This window comes from Paenibacillus tuaregi, from assembly GCF_900086655.1.
GTDB lineage: Bacteria > Bacillota > Bacilli > Paenibacillales > Paenibacillaceae > Fontibacillus > Fontibacillus tuaregi.
On record NZ_LT575476.1, the window covers coordinates 112,500 to 127,789 of the forward strand.

The 15,290-nt window shown below is 51.1% G+C and carries 15 protein-coding genes; 8 read left to right on the top strand and 7 right to left on the bottom strand.

Features of this window, described 5'->3' with window-relative positions:
• Positions 1 to 97: 97 nt before the first annotated feature.
• From BN6628_RS00910 to BN6628_RS00940, 7 genes are all read right to left on the bottom strand, one after another.
• Positions 98 to 1,492 carry an erythromycin esterase family protein gene (locus BN6628_RS00910; RefSeq protein WP_068612955.1) on the bottom strand — a complete coding sequence of 465 codons (1,395 nt, stop codon included), beginning with the start codon at positions 1,490 to 1,492 and terminating at the stop codon, positions 98 to 100.
• A gap of 129 nt (positions 1,493 to 1,621) precedes the next feature.
• Positions 1,622 to 3,154 (bottom strand): serine hydrolase domain-containing protein, encoded by a 1,533-nt coding sequence (locus BN6628_RS00915; RefSeq protein WP_082926733.1) that lies wholly within the window; start codon positions 3,152 to 3,154, stop codon positions 1,622 to 1,624.
• Positions 3,155 to 3,167: 13 nt separating this feature from the next.
• Positions 3,168 to 3,908, bottom strand: a complete 741-nt coding sequence (locus BN6628_RS00920) for an ABC transporter permease (RefSeq protein ID WP_082926734.1) — start codon at positions 3,906 to 3,908, stop codon at positions 3,168 to 3,170.
• 1 nt (position 3,909) lies between these two features.
• Entirely contained in the window at positions 3,910 to 4,623 is a 714-nt protein-coding gene (locus BN6628_RS00925; RefSeq protein ID WP_068612962.1) for an ABC transporter permease, read from the bottom strand.
• Entirely contained in the window at positions 4,620 to 5,534 is a 915-nt protein-coding gene (locus tag BN6628_RS00930; RefSeq protein WP_068612965.1) for an ABC transporter ATP-binding protein, read from the bottom strand. Before BN6628_RS00930 ends, BN6628_RS00925 begins: the two co-directional genes overlap by 4 nt.
• Before the next feature lie 139 nt (positions 5,535 to 5,673).
• Positions 5,674 to 7,059, bottom strand: coding sequence for a HAMP domain-containing sensor histidine kinase (locus BN6628_RS00935; protein WP_068612970.1), 1,386 nt, complete (start codon positions 7,057 to 7,059; stop codon positions 5,674 to 5,676).
• Entirely contained in the window at positions 7,056 to 7,730 is a 675-nt protein-coding gene (locus BN6628_RS00940) for a response regulator transcription factor (RefSeq protein ID WP_068612973.1), read from the bottom strand. Before BN6628_RS00940 ends, BN6628_RS00935 begins: the two co-directional genes overlap by 4 nt.
• A 321-nt stretch (positions 7,731 to 8,051) precedes the next feature.
• Between BN6628_RS00940 and BN6628_RS00945 the strand changes: the two genes are divergently transcribed.
• The 8 genes from BN6628_RS00945 (at position 8,052) to BN6628_RS00980 (ending at position 15,288) form a co-directional block, all read left to right on the top strand.
• Positions 8,052 to 8,279, top strand: coding sequence for a DUF1858 domain-containing protein (locus BN6628_RS00945; protein ID WP_068612976.1), 228 nt, complete (start codon positions 8,052 to 8,054; stop codon positions 8,277 to 8,279).
• 53 nt (positions 8,280 to 8,332) lie between these two features.
• Positions 8,333 to 9,589, top strand: a complete 1,257-nt coding sequence (locus BN6628_RS00950; RefSeq protein ID WP_068612979.1) for a DUF438 domain-containing protein — start codon at positions 8,333 to 8,335, stop codon at positions 9,587 to 9,589.
• 276 nt (positions 9,590 to 9,865) lie between these two features.
• Positions 9,866 to 10,813, top strand: a complete 948-nt coding sequence (locus tag BN6628_RS00955) for an ROK family glucokinase (protein ID WP_068612982.1) — start codon at positions 9,866 to 9,868, stop codon at positions 10,811 to 10,813.
• A gap of 56 nt (positions 10,814 to 10,869) precedes the next feature.
• Positions 10,870 to 11,763: an RNase adapter RapZ gene (rapZ, locus tag BN6628_RS00960; RefSeq protein ID WP_068612985.1), complete on the top strand. Its 894-nt coding sequence runs from the start codon at positions 10,870 to 10,872 to the stop codon at positions 11,761 to 11,763.
• 59 nt (positions 11,764 to 11,822) lie between these two features.
• Entirely contained in the window at positions 11,823 to 12,767 is a 945-nt protein-coding gene (locus BN6628_RS00965; RefSeq protein WP_089153582.1) for a gluconeogenesis factor YvcK family protein, read from the top strand.
• Positions 12,768 to 12,772: 5 nt separating this feature from the next.
• A complete protein-coding gene (gene whiA / locus BN6628_RS00970) occupies positions 12,773 to 13,702 on the top strand; it encodes a DNA-binding protein WhiA (RefSeq protein ID WP_068612991.1) in 930 nt (309 codons plus the stop codon).
• Between the two features lie 156 nt (positions 13,703 to 13,858).
• Positions 13,859 to 14,128, top strand: coding sequence for an HPr family phosphocarrier protein (locus BN6628_RS00975; RefSeq protein WP_068612994.1), 270 nt, complete (start codon positions 13,859 to 13,861; stop codon positions 14,126 to 14,128).
• Positions 14,129 to 14,529: 401 nt separating this feature from the next.
• Positions 14,530 to 15,288, top strand: a complete 759-nt coding sequence (locus BN6628_RS00980; RefSeq protein ID WP_068612997.1) for an SIMPL domain-containing protein — start codon at positions 14,530 to 14,532, stop codon at positions 15,286 to 15,288.
• The last annotated feature ends 2 nt before the right edge of the window (positions 15,289 to 15,290 follow it).

Below are 15,290 nucleotides of genomic sequence, written 5' to 3' on the forward strand. Positions count from 1 at the left end.
CGTTGCATGACGGCTGTCATTCTGAACAAACACAAACCGAACTCTTAAAACGCAAACAAAGGCCACCCCTTGCCGGGTGGCCTTGTTCATGTGCTCCTTAGTTCGATGAAGGAGCTGCAAGCTTGGAGAAATCAACAGGTGTGGGCGACTTTACCTTATCAATAAGAAGAATGCCGTCATATTGGTCTCTCGGAATGAACTTCATCTGGTTCGGCATAATGAACTCAGCCGTCATGCCATCTTCAGCCGCATATATAGGTTTGAACATCCAGGCATTTAACGAATTTTTCTTCTGTCTGGACAAGTCGATGAAGGTGTTCTTATACCCACTGCTGAGCATTAGATTCTCAAGGCTTCCCTTAGGCATAGGTTTGATGGTAAAAGGCTTGTTCGCGGAAATCGTAGAGGCCGAGCCCTGGTTCATATACAGACCAACAACATAGAGCTTATCCTTCAGCTTCTTGTGGAGCATTTCGCCCATGCTGGTGAAGCTGCGAACCCATTTTCCGTTCTCTTTGGTTAGAATTTGGGACGTATTCTTGGCCAGATGGTCATTATGTGCCCACAGAATCACCTTTTTGCCGGGATATAAGTTCTTCATCTGCCACTCCAGATTGTCCACCATCAGTCTGTCTCTGAATTCATAAGAGCGTGTTACATCTTGTTGAGCGGCCATATTCAGAAAATTAATATGGTCTCTCAGGGAACGGATGATGATATCCGTCATTTTGGGATTGTCCGGATATTTAGAAGCGAACTCTTGACGGTGTTCTTGAATATACTTGATCGTTTCTTTATATTTGGGTTCATAGAGATCAATAACCTGTTTTATTTCTTTGTTATATGTGTCATTCTTAGATGAGAAGCTCCCGTATTTGTTAAGCACTCCATAATAGGAGGTGATTGCTTTCATTTCCATTTCAGCGAAGTCTTTGCCTCTTTGCGGATCGATCTTATACAGCCCTGATGCAATAAAGTTGGTCAAGTAATAAGAAGTGAACTGCATATCATAACCGGCTAAATAGAGAGGTCTCTTCCCTTTGCTCTGCTGCTGGATGTATTTGAACAGCTCAAGGGTTTCCTGGGAATGCCATACCTGAAGGATAGAGCCGGCCATCATTTCTTCCGGGCTTAGTTTATTTCTGGTGTTCCAAGCTGCGGCAGCATCGCCCATGCCCGATTCAAACGCGATCACGTCGAACCCGAGCTCTTCATGCAGATATTTGATCAACCGGGTCTTGGCACTGCTATACTCTGCTACCCGGTGAAAGTTCTCCCCGAGACTCACTACGGTCTTCCCTTGAAGCAGCGGCTTCAGGAAGGCCAAATCCCGGTAATCGTCGGATACCAGGGATTTAATCTCATGGCTGTTTTGCCGGATCCACTGCTGTTGATTTTTGGCTGGGGCAGCTGAAGAAAGGCCGGGAAGGATTAACGTTAAGCCGACAGTTAGGGTTAATACAAGTTTGAATGATTTTTTTAAAGACAGCATATGAATGATCTCCTCTAAATGAATTTAGATAGCTTGATAGTGACAGGGCAATAAACATGCCCGGCTGTTAGTGAACAATATCAGTTTTCAACTGTCTGAATCATACGTATCAATTAGGAGGATATGTCCTCAAGAGTTTGTGCCTGCACTTGTATTCTTCGCCAAGGCCCATCTCCGGAACATCAGCACCGCTTTCAGCACGCCCAGGGCAATCAGGAGCATGGGAAGATAATAAAGAACGTGGCCTAAGCCAGGGAGAAATGTCTGCACAACCGGCCATGGAGCTGAAAACACCTTGGGAACATAGATTAGTATGGCTATAGGAAGGATCAGGTGGACCAAGCCAACGATTCCCGTATGTATGCACAGCCACCGGCGTGATGATTGATATTGGGTCCGCCATTTGAACAACCCGTTCAAGGTCCAGACTAGATAGGCGAGCACTACTAGAAGGGCAAAATCTGCCTTTATATAAGTCTGGCTGACCGATGGGATTGATTCCACTTCCGGGTCCTGTCCATGAAGAATACGGCTGAGACCTAACGCTATCCGGTCATAGGGCATTAGGTAATCCAGTGCGTTCGTCAGCAAAATAATCCCGTAGTCTCCATCCATAACCAGCATGGAATAGGTATTCTCCGTCATCCCATTATGGAAGGTTACTCCATTCTTGATGGTCCAGCCCATGCCATAAGAGGCTCCTCCCCCCATGTTGGTGGCAGGCGCATGCATCTGCTCTACCCCTCCCGGAGAAAGGATAGACGTTCCCATATATTTACCCCGGTTCATCTGGGCCATCATGTAGTGGGCCAAGTCCCTGGAGCTTGAGATCAAGTACCCCGATGCAACCGTCCCTGTGTGGGGAAGCTGCTTCGTAGGAATCATATAGCCCATGAGGGATTGGTACCCTGTAGCCAGATGGCTTCCGGCTTCCTCTGGGGAAGCAAAGCTGTATTTCATGTCGAGTGGCTGAAAGATATGCTTGTGTACATAATTGGTATATGATTCTCCACTCACTGCCTCAATAATTCCACCCAGGATATTATAGTTCAAGTTAGAGTATTGATAGGCAGTACCAGGCGGCGCTATAAGGGAAACCGTGCTTAAATCCCTCAGATGTTCCTGAATCGGCTTGTTGCCATTCATCATCCCGACCCGTCCGTCATACTCGCTGAGTCCGCTGGCCTGGTGAAGCAGATCGCGAACCCGGATGACCCCGGCGGCTGACTTATCCGCCAGCTTGAATGAGGGCAGGTATTGGGTTACAGGAGCATTCATGTCGATCATGCCTGCTTCAACCAGCTGCATCACAGCTAGGGCCGTGAACGACTTGGTCGTTGACCCGAGGACAAAAGAAGTCTCCGGAGTAACGGGAGTCTGACCAGGTCCTGTAACCCCGTAGCCCTTCAAGTAGACGATTTGATCCTTTGTTACGATACCTACAGCTGCTCCGGGAATATGCAGCTGGCTCATCGCGGTCTCCATGAACTTGTCGATTTTGGAATCTACGATGGGCCTGCTGTCTCCTCCGGCTACTTGAACAGCTTGAACAGCTGGAGCAGACAGCGAAGACAGGCAACAAGCGAGAAGGAGAAGGGAAGGTACGGTCCAGCCGCGTAATGCTGCTTTGCAGCAGCAGATGAACCTCCTTATTGTGCTCACGGAAGGTCCCTCCCTAAATTTCCCGGCGGTTGAAGTAGATCAGCCCTGCAGCGAAGAACAGAACAAAGCTTCCAACGACCGTGATCATCAGGCTCTCAAACGAGAGATTAAACCCAAAAGAACCGATGTTAGTTGAACTTGCTGGAATCATGGCTTGAATAGGCTGTGCCCAAGGATAGAAAGGTCTTATTTTATCGGAGTTGATGACCAGAATGTTAGGCACTGTAAAAATAACATTAACAACAAGCGGGGCAGCGAAGCTGGCCCATCGCAAGGAGAACCCGAGTTGAAGAGCCGCCAGCGGCAGACAGGCTACCCAGCCCCCTATAATGCTGCGGGTAAGCATGGCCCAAGGAAAAGGCTCATGAATGCCTTTGACTTGTGACGCGATTAAGAAGCTTCCAAGGAACAGCAGCTGGGTTAGTGCCAGCAGAGCCGCCACGATTAGGAACTTCGCGGTAAATACGGATGTCCGCGATACAGGGAGTGACAGCAGGGACTTCCAGCCGCCTCCCACATGTTCATACCGGCAAATGAAAGATGAGAATATGCCGGTGAGAATGGGCAGGAACAGCAGGGCATGGAACAAGGACATGGTGGACATCAGCACCATGTAGCCTGAAGCATCCTTTGCGGAATTAGTCAGCAGCCCTACCAGCAGGGCAAGCAAGGGGCTGCCCAAAGTCAGCAGCCACAAATTCGACTTGGACATCTTGAGCCGTTCGGACGAAAGTACCCGGATGAATGTATTCAATTTAGTTCACGTCCTTCCGGTTGAAATGTACCAGGGCCACGGCCAGAATGAGCAGGCCGAGAACAACCCCGGCAGATAAGTAGACGATATAGTTTGGAGCCGCAAAAGCCAGGGAAGGCCAGTTCAGCGGCATGAGATCAGCCAGCTGGCCTGTGAACAGGGAGCATATGGCCATAGCCAAACCGAGTGTCACCGGCAGAGCCTGGTTCTTAAATGTAAGCGACAGATACAGCTGCAGCGCAAGCACGGGCAGTGAGCCAAGGAAAGGAAAGAATCCTAACCGGAGCAGCTCGGCCCATGGAACCGGGGTGCTGATCCCGAGACACAGTCCAAGCAAGAGAGCTCCCAACGACAGCACCAGGCAGGAGATGGCCAGCAGGAATACACATACCAGAAACTTCGAAATGAACACTGTGGTCCGGGAGATCGGCAGCGCCAGGAGCTGTTTCCAGGAGCTCAGCTGATGTTCAACGCCAGCAAGCATTGAGCTTACCAGAGTGCTGCCCATGAACAGGGCCATGGGAACGAACAGGAAGATATTCTTAATGATCGACATCCATAAGTTCCCGTTGGCGCGGGCGACCATGAACTCGTAGCGCAGTCCGAAATTGAGCGCCTGCATGGCGACAAGCCCGATGGGGGCAATGAAGATCAGGAACCAGATTCCTTTGCCGCGTATCTTCAGGAAGTCAGCGGATAAAGCCCGGCCAATCATAGGGACTTCACCTCCCCGATAACCTCCATGAAGATGTCCTCGAGCGACTTGTTCTTCTCCTCTACGCGGTAGATCAAGTGTCCGTTGTCAACGAGCCGCTTGACCAGGGAAGCAACTTGCTTGTCATCCAGGCCTTCCACATGCAGCACATTCTGCTGGGCCTGTCCGGTAATTCCGGCATCCTTGGCCAGCCACAGAGCGGATTCAGCTTCCGACACTCTGATGTCTATTCCGCCGGCCGCCTTCTGCCGCAGATTGGAGATCGTGTCTTGGAAGACCATCCGCCCGTCGCGGATAATGCCAACGGTTCCGGCCATCTGTTCGACCTCACCGAGCAAATGGCTGGAGACGAGGACCGTGATCCCATGCTCCCTCGGCATCTGCTTGATCAGCTCGCGGATTTCGTGGATCCCGGATGGATCAAGTCCGTTCGTAGGCTCATCGAGGATCAGGAGTTCGGGGGAGCCTAGCAGAGCGGACGCAATTCCCAGGCGCTGCTTCATTCCGAGTGAGTAGCCCTTCACCGCCCGTTTGGATTCCTTGGTTAGGGATACAATCTCAAGGACCTCATCAATGCGTGATTTCGGAACATCCAGGATCCGGCGGATGGCTTCCAAGTTCTCGACCGCAGTCAGATGGCCGTAATAGGAGGGGTACTCCACCAGCGATCCGACCCGGCGCAGTATATTAATTTTGTCGCTCTTCAAGTTCTTTCCGAGAATTTGGACAGTTCCCTTCGTTGGACGAATCAGTCCGAGCAGCATGCGTATCGTTGTAGTCTTGCCGGCCCCGTTTGGACCGAGGAAACCGTAAATTTCCCCTTTCTTGATCTCCAGATTCAAATCGCTGACGGCATTCCGTCCGCGGTAGCTTTTCGTTAAACCATTGGTTTTGATTACATATTCGCTCATGGCTTCTCTTCACCTCGTTAACCAGCATAAATCGGTTAGTTTAAAAGCCGGTGTCCACCGAGTTTAAATTTAGTTTAAAAAAAGACCGGAGCGTGACGAATCACGCTTCCGGTCTTGATTGTAGGCTTACCGCATCGCATCAAGGGTGAATCCGCATGCGGGTCCCTTCGGTAGTGCTGTCAATATCTAGTTTGAGCGCCATCTCTTTAAGCAAAAGCTTAACAATAGCGAGGCCGAGGCCGGCTCCCTTAGTGCTGCTCTCGGCGAGCATGCCGGGACCGCGGTCATGGATGACCAGCTCCGCCGGTCTGCCTGGACTGCACTCTACGCTCAGGCCGATATAGCGGCCTGACTTGGCATGCCGTACGATGTTCTGGAACAAATTATCCAGAACCCGGCGGAAGGCCTGTTCATCGACGGGCCAGATTAGGGACTCGCCATCCAGATCAATATCAGGCTCAAGCCCTTCCCGTTCCCATAGGGGATACCAGGCGGCCGCGCTCTCCCTGACGATCCGGAGAATATCCTGAGACTTCGGATGGATGGCATATTTGCCGCTGGTCAGCAGGTTGTAGGAGAGAAGGTGATCGATCAGATGGTCGAGGTCACGCATTTTGTCCTGCATCAGGGTGAGGGACTGGCTTCCCTGCTCGGACAGGTTCTCCTTCTTCAGGGAATACAAGTGACTGCCGATCACGGTCAGCGGAGTTCTCAGATCATGGGAGAGATTGCTGACCAGCCGCTTGCGCAGATGCTCTTCCTCGACCTCACGAATGCGGCTCTCCCGAAGCTGGTCAACCATGTAATTGAACGACTGCTCCAGCATTCCGATCTCATCGGCTTTGCCTGTGTGGATCTTCTGAGGAAGGCCGTCCTCGCCAGGGAAATGCATCGCTGACTCCAGGGTAAGCAGCCGCTTGCGAATATCGCGGAAGAACAGATAAGAGAGCCCCGCGAAGAAAGCAAACAGCAGGAGCAGTGTGATTCCAAACAGACTGAAGCTTGAACTGTCGCTGGCGCCTTTTATGAAATAGGAGCGCGGCACCTCAATCCCCATGAAGCCTTGCCGTTTGTTAGGAGAATCTCCGATGAACGCGACCACGGTGAAGAAGTTGTCGTCACTGCCGCCCTTTTTCATGTACTGGATCGTATCCTCTAAAGACCACTGAACCGGAAGTTTCCTTAAGACAGGGGGCAGCTGATGCGTTTCTCCGCTGTGATCCACCCAGAAGATGGTGGCAAAAGGATATTTCTTTTTGTATTCCTTAAGGCGCTGATTAATTTTGTCCGGTGAAGCGTCGGCAAGCTGCTTGGCTGCGTCATGCCAGTTAGCCGTCAAATAGCCGGAATTAATATAATTCGGGTTGGCCTTCTCCTGGCTGGTCGTGACAACGCTGTTCATCAGCCAGGTTGCCAGGAAGCTAAGTGGAATCACCACGGGAACAAACAGGAGTGCCGCCAGAACAATAAGGAAGTAGCGGGACAAGAGAGAGGAGCGGAATTTGGGAAACCTGCGGAACTTCATGCCCTCACCCGGTATCCGATCCCTCGGATTGTCTCGATAATTTTGGGCTCAGCGGGATCGAGCTCAATCTTCTCCCTCAAATAGCGGATGTGGACCATCAAGGTTTTATCGCCATCAAGGTACGGGTCACCCCATACAGCTTCGTAAATTTGTTCCTTGGTCATAATCTGGCCCAAATGCCGGATCAGGTACATGAAGATTTGGAACTGCTTGCCGGTTAGTATAATCTCCTCTCCCGTGTCCTTGTGCTCGATCCGGTTCTCACGTTCGTAGACACGAAGATGCCCCAGCTCCAGCGGGAGATCGCTTAGGGAACCGCTCCGACGGATCAGCACTTCAATCCGGGCTGTAAGCTCATCCGGATGAAACGGCTTGGTCAGGTAGTCGTCCGCGAATTGGAGTCCCTGCAGTTTATCGTCAATGGAAGAACGGGCTGACAGCATAAGAATAGGGGTCTGCGGATAATTGCGCTTCAGCCGTTGGCCCACGGTGAATCCATCAAGTCCCGGCAGCATGACATCCAGAATAATCAGGTGGGCATCCGCCGCCGCGTCCAAGGCGCCCTCCCCGCTCTTCAGCCACTTTACCTCGTATCCCCGGTCCTTCAGGTCCTGGCTGACCCAACTTCCGATCTCGGGATCATCTTCAACATATAACAATTGAATAGCCACAATCAGGTTCCTTTCCGGCTCTGCCGCAAATTTGACTGCATTATACCACGAAGTTCCAGGGAGCGAGAAACAAGGCAGTCACAAAAGGTCATTCTAAGCTTGCTGCAAGCGGGGGTAAACCGGTTGGCTCAGGGCCTCAAACTTTCTAAATCACTTTCCAAATCAATAGAATGTTAAAAAAGTCCGCTCCTTGTGACTACAATCACAAGCACTCCTCCTTAAGCGTGTTAATTTTGAATTGAGAGGAATTCTCAATTATATCAAGGTACAGGCAAAGCTTCGGTATGCCGCCTGCTTCGCCTGAAATGGGGGAAGTTCTTTATGACCAAACAAGTTCATTTCCAGTCCAGCCTGTTCGATCTGTGCACAGCGGACCCGGAGATTATAGACATTATGGTGGGACTTGGATTTGCACAGATCGCCAAGCCCGGAATGCTGCAGACCGCAGGCAGGTTCATGACGATTCCAAAGGGAGCGGCCATGCGGAAAATTCCTTTGACAGACATTATTGCGGCCTTTGAATCCAAGGGTTATGAAGTGATTGTGTAGAGATAAGAGCAATGCATGACAAAGTATAAGTCACAACCAAGGGGGAAATTGAGATGAGCGAGCTGATTAATAACCGGGAGACAGAAGCGGCCGCACGAACCAAACGTCAAGACATGCTTAAGGAGATTATTAAGGAGCTTCATCAGGGCAAGAGTGTGGAGGAGGTTAAAGCCCGGTTTGAACAAGCCGTGGGAGATGTGACTGTGGCTGAAATTTCGGCAATGGAGCATGCCTTGATGGAGGAAGAGGGGATTCCGGTTACGGAGGTGCAGCGCTTATGCTCTGTGCACACGGCTATATTCAAGGGCTCCATTGAGGAAATTCACCGCTCATCGAAGCCTGAGGAGCAGCCGGGCCATCCGGTTCATACATTCAAGATGGAGAACCGGGAGATTGAACGTCTGGTCAACTTCAAGCTTCAACTGCATGTGGATCGGTTGAAGAAGGGGGACGATCCTGCGGTCATCTTGAAGCTGCTGGAGGATTTGAATCTGCTGATGGACCTCGATAAACACTACAGCCGGAAGGAGAATCTGTTGTTCCCCTATCTCGAGAAGTATGGCATCTTTGGCCCGACTAAAGTGATGTGGGGGGTGGACGATGGCATCCGGATGCTGATTAAGGAGACCAAAGCCCTGCTCGCGGACCACACTACAGGAGAAGACCTGGCTTATATTCTCACCTCACTGGAGCGGACTATTACCGAGGTGAATGAGATGATTTTTAAGGAAGAAAACATTCTCCTGCCGATGGCACTGGAGAAGCTGACCGAGGATGAATGGGTCAAGATCGCCAAAGAGAGCGATCAGATTGGCTTCTGCCTGGCGGCGCCGGAGCAGGAATGGAAGCCCGAGCGGGCACCGCTTCCAGAAGGTGCGGAAGCAGAGGAAGAGGGTGTTCCAGGCGGCTTCGTCCGGTTCGAGACGGGCATCCTGTCGGTTCAGCAGCTGGAAGCTGTCATGAACCATCTCCCTGTGGACCTCACGTTTATTGACGAGAACGATGTGGTCCGGTATTTCTCGCACGGCAAGGAACGGATTTTTGCCAGAACGAAGGCGGTTATTGGCCGCACCGTACAGAACTGTCACCCGCCACAAAGTGTACATGTTGTGAATGAGCTGCTTGCTGATTTCAAGGCCGGACGGAAGGATGCCGAGGATTTCTGGATCCCGGTGAAAGATAAATTTGTCTATATCCGGTATTTTGCGGTACGCGGCAGTGAGGGCCAGTATCTTGGCACGCTTGAATTTACACAGAATATCGCTCCTATTCGCGAGCTGGAAGGACAGAAGAGGATTTTATCCCAGTAGCCTACTGCTGATGAGCTGAATGAATTCACCGGCCAATGATTTACAGCAATATCCAGAAGCATGGCTAAGCGCCTTGATCCCTATGCTGGGAGATGGGCGCTTTTATATGTCATTTTTAGAGGAAATTCAGGGTTTCCAACCAGCCTGCTCTATCTAGAAAAGCCTTGCTGACAAGGGGTTTAGGAAAGCCCCTCTTCTCTTGACCGAAGCTGTGGGTTCGCTTATAGTGGGTACGTAGGAGCAAACTATTTTATAGAGAAAAAGGTGGCTTGTAAAATGTCTGAACAAATCTACATTGGTGTCGATCTGGGCGGAACAGCAATCAAAGTCGGCATCTGTAATGAGGAAGGCCAGCTGCTTCATACTTATGAAGGACCGACGGAGGTTGAGAAAGGTCCGGATGCCGTCGTTGACAACATCGAGCGGTATGTACGTCTCATTGTTGAGCAGTCCCCGTACGAGTGGGATCAGCTTGCGGGTGTTGGCGCCGGGGTTGCCGGGTTTACGAATGTTCGCGACGGGATCATTATTTTTGCGCCGAATGTAGGTTTGAAGGATCTCCATATCCGCAGCATTCTGGAGCAGCGGCTTGGCAAGCCAGTCCGTATAGATAACGATGCCAACGTGGCGGCGCTTGGGGAAGTATGGGCCGGTGCCGGCAAAGGGGTAAGCAACTGTGTATGCTATACGCTCGGTACAGGCGTTGGCGGCGGAATTATTGTGAATGGCGCAATCTACCAGGGCTTTGCCGGTCTGGCCGGTGAGCTTGGTCATATGTCCGTGGTTCCTGACTTGGAAGCGATTCAATGTGGATGCGGCAAAATGGGATGTCTGGAAACCGTCTCCTCCGCGACTGGCGTGATCCGGATGGCGAAGGATGCCGTTGAGCGCGGAGACCGCACATCCTTGTCCCAAGTGGAGAACATCATGGCCAAGGATGTGTTCGATGCGGCCAAATCCGGGGATGAAGCGGCGATTCGCATTGTAAACCGTGCAGCGTTCTATCTCGGCAAGTCGCTTGCAGCCGTAAGCGCAGTGCTTAACCCGCAGCGCTTCATTATTGGCGGTGGTGTATCAAAAGCCGGGGACATCCTGTTCAATGAGGTGCGCAGTGTGTATGCCAAATTGACACCGGAGCCTCTTCAAGAAGGCGTGGATATCGTTCCTGCCATTCTCGGCAACGATGCGGGCATGATTGGTGCGGCAGGTCTGTTCCTGCACTAAGGGTTGGAAGAATAGATGGTTAATATATAGAGAAGATTGCGAGGGAGGGAAATCAGATGCCGGACAAGGAACAAACTTCGGTTGCGAACTTGATCATTATTACAGGCATGTCGGGTGCGGGGAAATCACTCGCCGTACGAAGCTTGGAGGATCTCGGTTTTTTCTGTGTAGACAATTTGCCGCCGGTGCTTATCCCTAAGTTCGCTGAGCTCATTGAGCAGTCCAACGGGAAAATCGCCAAGGTGGCGCTTGTAATCGACCTGCGGGGTCGTGAATTCTTCACGGCACTATCCGAATCTCTCAACTATATCAAAGATCATTTTACAATTAAGTGTGAAATCCTGTTCCTTGACGCCACCGATTCCGTACTGGTACAGCGTTACAAGGAGAGCCGCCGAAGGCATCCACTGGCTCCGGAGGGCATGCCGCTTGACGGTATCCGTCTGGAACGCAAAATGCTGGAAGAACTAAAGACGTCGGCCACCCAAGTGATCGACACGAGCAATATGAAGCCTTCCGCCCTGAAGGAGAAGATCATCTCTGGATTTGCGCATCTGGAGAGCAGCAATTTATCCGTAAATATCACATCCTTTGGCTTCAAGTATGGGATTCCGATCGATGCCGATCTGGTATTTGACGTGCGTTTCCTGCCCAATCCGCACTATATTGAGCAGCTGCGCCCGCACACTGGGCAGGATAGCGACGTATATGAATATGTAATGAAGTGGCCTGAGACGCAGGTCTTCCTGACGAAGCTGCTGGATATGCTGCATTTCCTGCTGCCGCAGTATCACAAGGAAGGGAAAAGCCAGGTCATTATCGGAATTGGCTGTACCGGCGGTAAACACCGTTCGGTCGCGATTGCCGAATATTTGGGCCGTATGCTTGGTACGAGCGAGACGGAAACGGTCCGCGTTAGCCACCGGGATTCCGACCGTGATCGGCCTTAAGAGGTGAATGAGAATTGAAAGACCGGTCTGCAAGTGAAAGAGAGCCGCGGATCGTGGTGATGGGCGGGGGAACCGGCCTGTCCGTGATGCTCCGCGGCCTCAAAGAGAAGCCTCTAGATATAACAGCTATTGTGACTGTAGCCGATGACGGGGGCAGCTCCGGTATATTGAGAAGTGAGCTGCAGATGCCGCCCCCGGGGGATATCCGTAACGTCCTGACCGCGCTTGCCGATGTGGAGCCGTTATTATACGATATGCTCAGCTACCGGTTCACGGCAGGGGAGGGACTCGCCGGCCACAGCCTGGGGAATCTGATTCTTGCGGCCATGACCGATATTTCGGGTGATTTTGTGACTGCAGTCCGTGAACTCAGCCGCGTCTTTGCGGTGCGGGGACGTGTGCTCCCGGCGGCGCAGCACGCGGTTGTGCTGCATGCGGAGATGGACGACGGTTCGATTGTCACCGGGGAATCGAAGATTCCCGAGGCGGGCGGGAGGATCAAGCGGATCTTCCTGGAGCCGGAGGAGGTCGAGCCGCTTCCTGAGGCCGTTGAGGCGATACTGGAGGCCGATGCGATTCTGATTGGCCCGGGCAGTTTGTATACGAGTATTATTCCTAATTTGCTCGTTCCCAAGCTGGCCGAAGCGATTTTGGCGAATTCTGACGCCATCAAGATTTTTGTCTGCAACGTCATGACCCAGCCCGGGGAGACCGACGGATATGCCGTCAGCGATCACCTTGAGGCTGTATACGAGCATGTGGGTCATCATTTATTTGATTATGTCATCGTTAATGATGGTGAAATTCCTGCTCAAGTGCAGGATTTCTACGCTGAGAAAGGGGCCAGACCCGTTAAGGTCGACTGGGATGTCGTCACGGGCAGGGGCTACAAAATGATTGCGGACACCCTGGTGCTGTTCCGCAGATATTTGCGCCATGATGCGGATAAGCTAAGTCATCACATTTATCAGCTGGTGCAAAACTGGAGTATACGAAAGAGGTGAGTCCCTTGTCATTTGCGGCACAAACCAAAAAGGAATTGACCATGATTGAAGCCGAGCCCTGCTGTGAGCAGGCCGAGTTATCCGCGTTAATCCGGATGAACGGTTCCGTCTCGGTCTCGAACAAGAAGGTCATTTTGGACATATCCACCGAGAACGCCGCGATAGCAAGACGGATTTATTCTTTGATTAAAAAATATTTCGACGTGCATACAGAACTGCTCGTGCGCAAGAAGATGCGTCTGAAGAAGAACAATGTGTACATCGTGCGGATTCCCGCGCATGTCCAGGAGATCCTGAACAAGCTCAAGATCGTGTCCGAAGGATTTATCTTCACACCGGGAATTAACCCGGAGCTGACCCGTAAGAACTGCTGCAAGCGGGCATACTTGAGAGGAGCATTCCTCGCCGGGGGGTCTGTGAACAATCCGGAGGGTTCCTCATATCACCTGGAAATTGCCTCTATGTATGAGGAGCACTGCCAGGCTTTGGTGGATCTGGCGAACCAGTTCCATCTGAATGCGCGCTGTATCGAGCGGAAGAAGGGTTTTATTTTCTATATCAAAGAAGGCGAGAAGATTATCGAACTGCTTAGTATTATCGGTGCCCACCAGGCGCTGTTCAAGTTCGAGGACGTGAGAATTATGCGGGACATGCGCAACTCCGTGAATCGGATCGTCAATTGCGAAACGGCCAATCTCAATAAGACCATAGGTGCGGCCATCCGGCAGATTGACAATATCAAGCTGCTTCAGAAGGAAGTGGGACTTGAGTCGCTGCCCGAGAAGCTCAGGGAAGTGGCTGAGATCCGGCTGGCTCATCCCGATATGAACCTTAAGGAAGTTGGCGAGATGCTTAAAGGCACAGTCAGTAAGTCCGGCGTGAACCACCGCCTGCGCAAGATTGACGAGCTCGCCGAAAAAATTCGGGGCATGTGAATCGCTACACCTAGTGTGAGGCATAGCGCCTATGGTATACTGATTAAAATAAATTTCAAGTGGGATGAACGCGGATATCTGTATATCCGGGTTCATTCCCTCAGTAATATGCGGAAATAAGTCTGCATATTGATTACGTATAGGGGGTAAGGATTCATGGTCAAACATCCGGTAACCGTCCGTTTGAAAACGGGTCTTCACGCCAGACCTGCGGCGCTTTTTGTCCAAGAAGCGAATAAATACTCGTCTGAGTTGTTCGTGGAGAAGGATGACAAGAAGGTAAATGCCAAGAGCATCATGGGCATTATGAGCCTTGCCATCAGCACTGGAACGGAAATTTACATTAGCGCCGAGGGTGCGGATGCGGAGCAGGCTGCAAACGCTTTAGTCAGTCTGGTCAGCAAGGAAGAGTTGGAGAACCAGTAATAACGTGATGGACAAGCATGACAGAGAGATGGCTGGCTGCCGCCGAGGCAGACGGACCGTCTCTTTTTTGTGCTGCAAATTTATTTTGGAGCTGTCCTCTTTCACTGCAACCTTTGGAAAACAGCTTCCGTTTAATAGTTAAATTTACCAAAGACGTCTAGACTGAAGTTAAAGAGGTCTTAATAAGTTGAACTCCAGACTTACAATAGCGAGAGTGTGAAATGATTCTGGAGAAACGAAGCGTTCGCCTTTGTAACCAGAATTCAACCTTATAAAATTAATTCAAGAAATCTGAGAGCAACAGCGACCTTAAAGAACATTTCACACGACTGCCTTACTTGGGAATCATTAGTTCAACTTATAGCAGGTTCAAAAAAAATTTAATTATGGAGGCGGGTTACATGAAGATTTGGGTGAAATCACTAGGATCAGTGCTGATTGCAGGGACATTGTTGGCTGGAGGTACTACGGTGGGCGGGCTGCTGACTGATGCGCCGCGCGCTTATGCGGATGAGGCAGTACAGCGTAATGTAATTAATGTGACTGGCAGCGGGGAAGTTTTTATTAAGCCGGATATTGCCTATCTATCCATCGGTGTAGAAGCTCAGGCAGCGACGGCACAAGAAGCGCAGAAGGCTACTGCAGCTCAGATCGCGAAGCTTACGAACCTGCTGAAGAATACGTGGAAAATTGATGCTGCGGATATCCAGACATCCGGATTCTATGTTCAGCCGAACTATACTTACAATGACAAGGAGGGGCAGAAGCTGAAGGGCTATAATGCCTCCCATACGCTTCAAGTGAAATACCGTCAGCTCGACAAGATTGGTCAGCTTCTGGATGACGCGTCGAAGAATGGGGCGAACCGGATCGACAACGTGCGCTTTACCGTTGAGAACCCGGATCAATACCAAGAACAGGTAATTAACAAAGCGTTGGCGAATGCAGAGCTGAAGGCAGGGATCATCGCCAAAGGTGTGAAGCGTCAAATGGGCGCAGTTCTCAGCGTAAGCCAAGCAGGGGTAAGCAGCGCACCTATGTATGAACAGAACTACCTTGTCATGGAGAAGTCTGCTTCAAACTCTGCGGCCGATAGTGCGGTTGAACCTGGTCAGATTAAAGTAACAACAACCCTGAACGTGCAGTACGAGCTTAAATAGTA

Excerpts from the sequence above, each read along its gene's own strand:
- BN6628_RS00965 (WP_089153582.1), top strand. The coding sequence starts at position 11,823 with ATGGGCGGGGGAACCGGCCTGTCCGTGATGCTCCGCGGCCTCAAAGAG.
- BN6628_RS00925 (WP_068612962.1), bottom strand. The coding sequence starts at position 4,623 with ATGATTGGCCGGGCTTTATCCGCTGACTTCCTGAAGATACGCGGCAAA.
- BN6628_RS00975 (WP_068612994.1), top strand. The coding sequence starts at position 13,859 with ATGGTCAAACATCCGGTAACCGTCCGTTTGAAAACGGGTCTTCACGCC.
- BN6628_RS00955 (WP_068612982.1), top strand. The coding sequence starts at position 9,866 with ATGTCTGAACAAATCTACATTGGTGTCGATCTGGGCGGAACAGCAATC.
- rapZ (WP_068612985.1), top strand. The coding sequence starts at position 10,870 with ATGCCGGACAAGGAACAAACTTCGGTTGCGAACTTGATCATTATTACA.
- BN6628_RS00950 (WP_068612979.1), top strand. The coding sequence starts at position 8,333 with ATGAGCGAGCTGATTAATAACCGGGAGACAGAAGCGGCCGCACGAACC.
- BN6628_RS00930 (WP_068612965.1), bottom strand. The coding sequence starts at position 5,534 with ATGAGCGAATATGTAATCAAAACCAATGGTTTAACGAAAAGCTACCGC.
- BN6628_RS00910 (WP_068612955.1), bottom strand. The coding sequence starts at position 1,492 with ATGCTGTCTTTAAAAAAATCATTCAAACTTGTATTAACCCTAACTGTC.
- BN6628_RS00980 (WP_068612997.1), top strand. The coding sequence starts at position 14,530 with ATGAAGATTTGGGTGAAATCACTAGGATCAGTGCTGATTGCAGGGACA.
- BN6628_RS00945 (WP_068612976.1), top strand. The coding sequence starts at position 8,052 with ATGACCAAACAAGTTCATTTCCAGTCCAGCCTGTTCGATCTGTGCACA.
- BN6628_RS00935 (WP_068612970.1), bottom strand. The coding sequence starts at position 7,059 with ATGAAGTTCCGCAGGTTTCCCAAATTCCGCTCCTCTCTCTTGTCCCGC.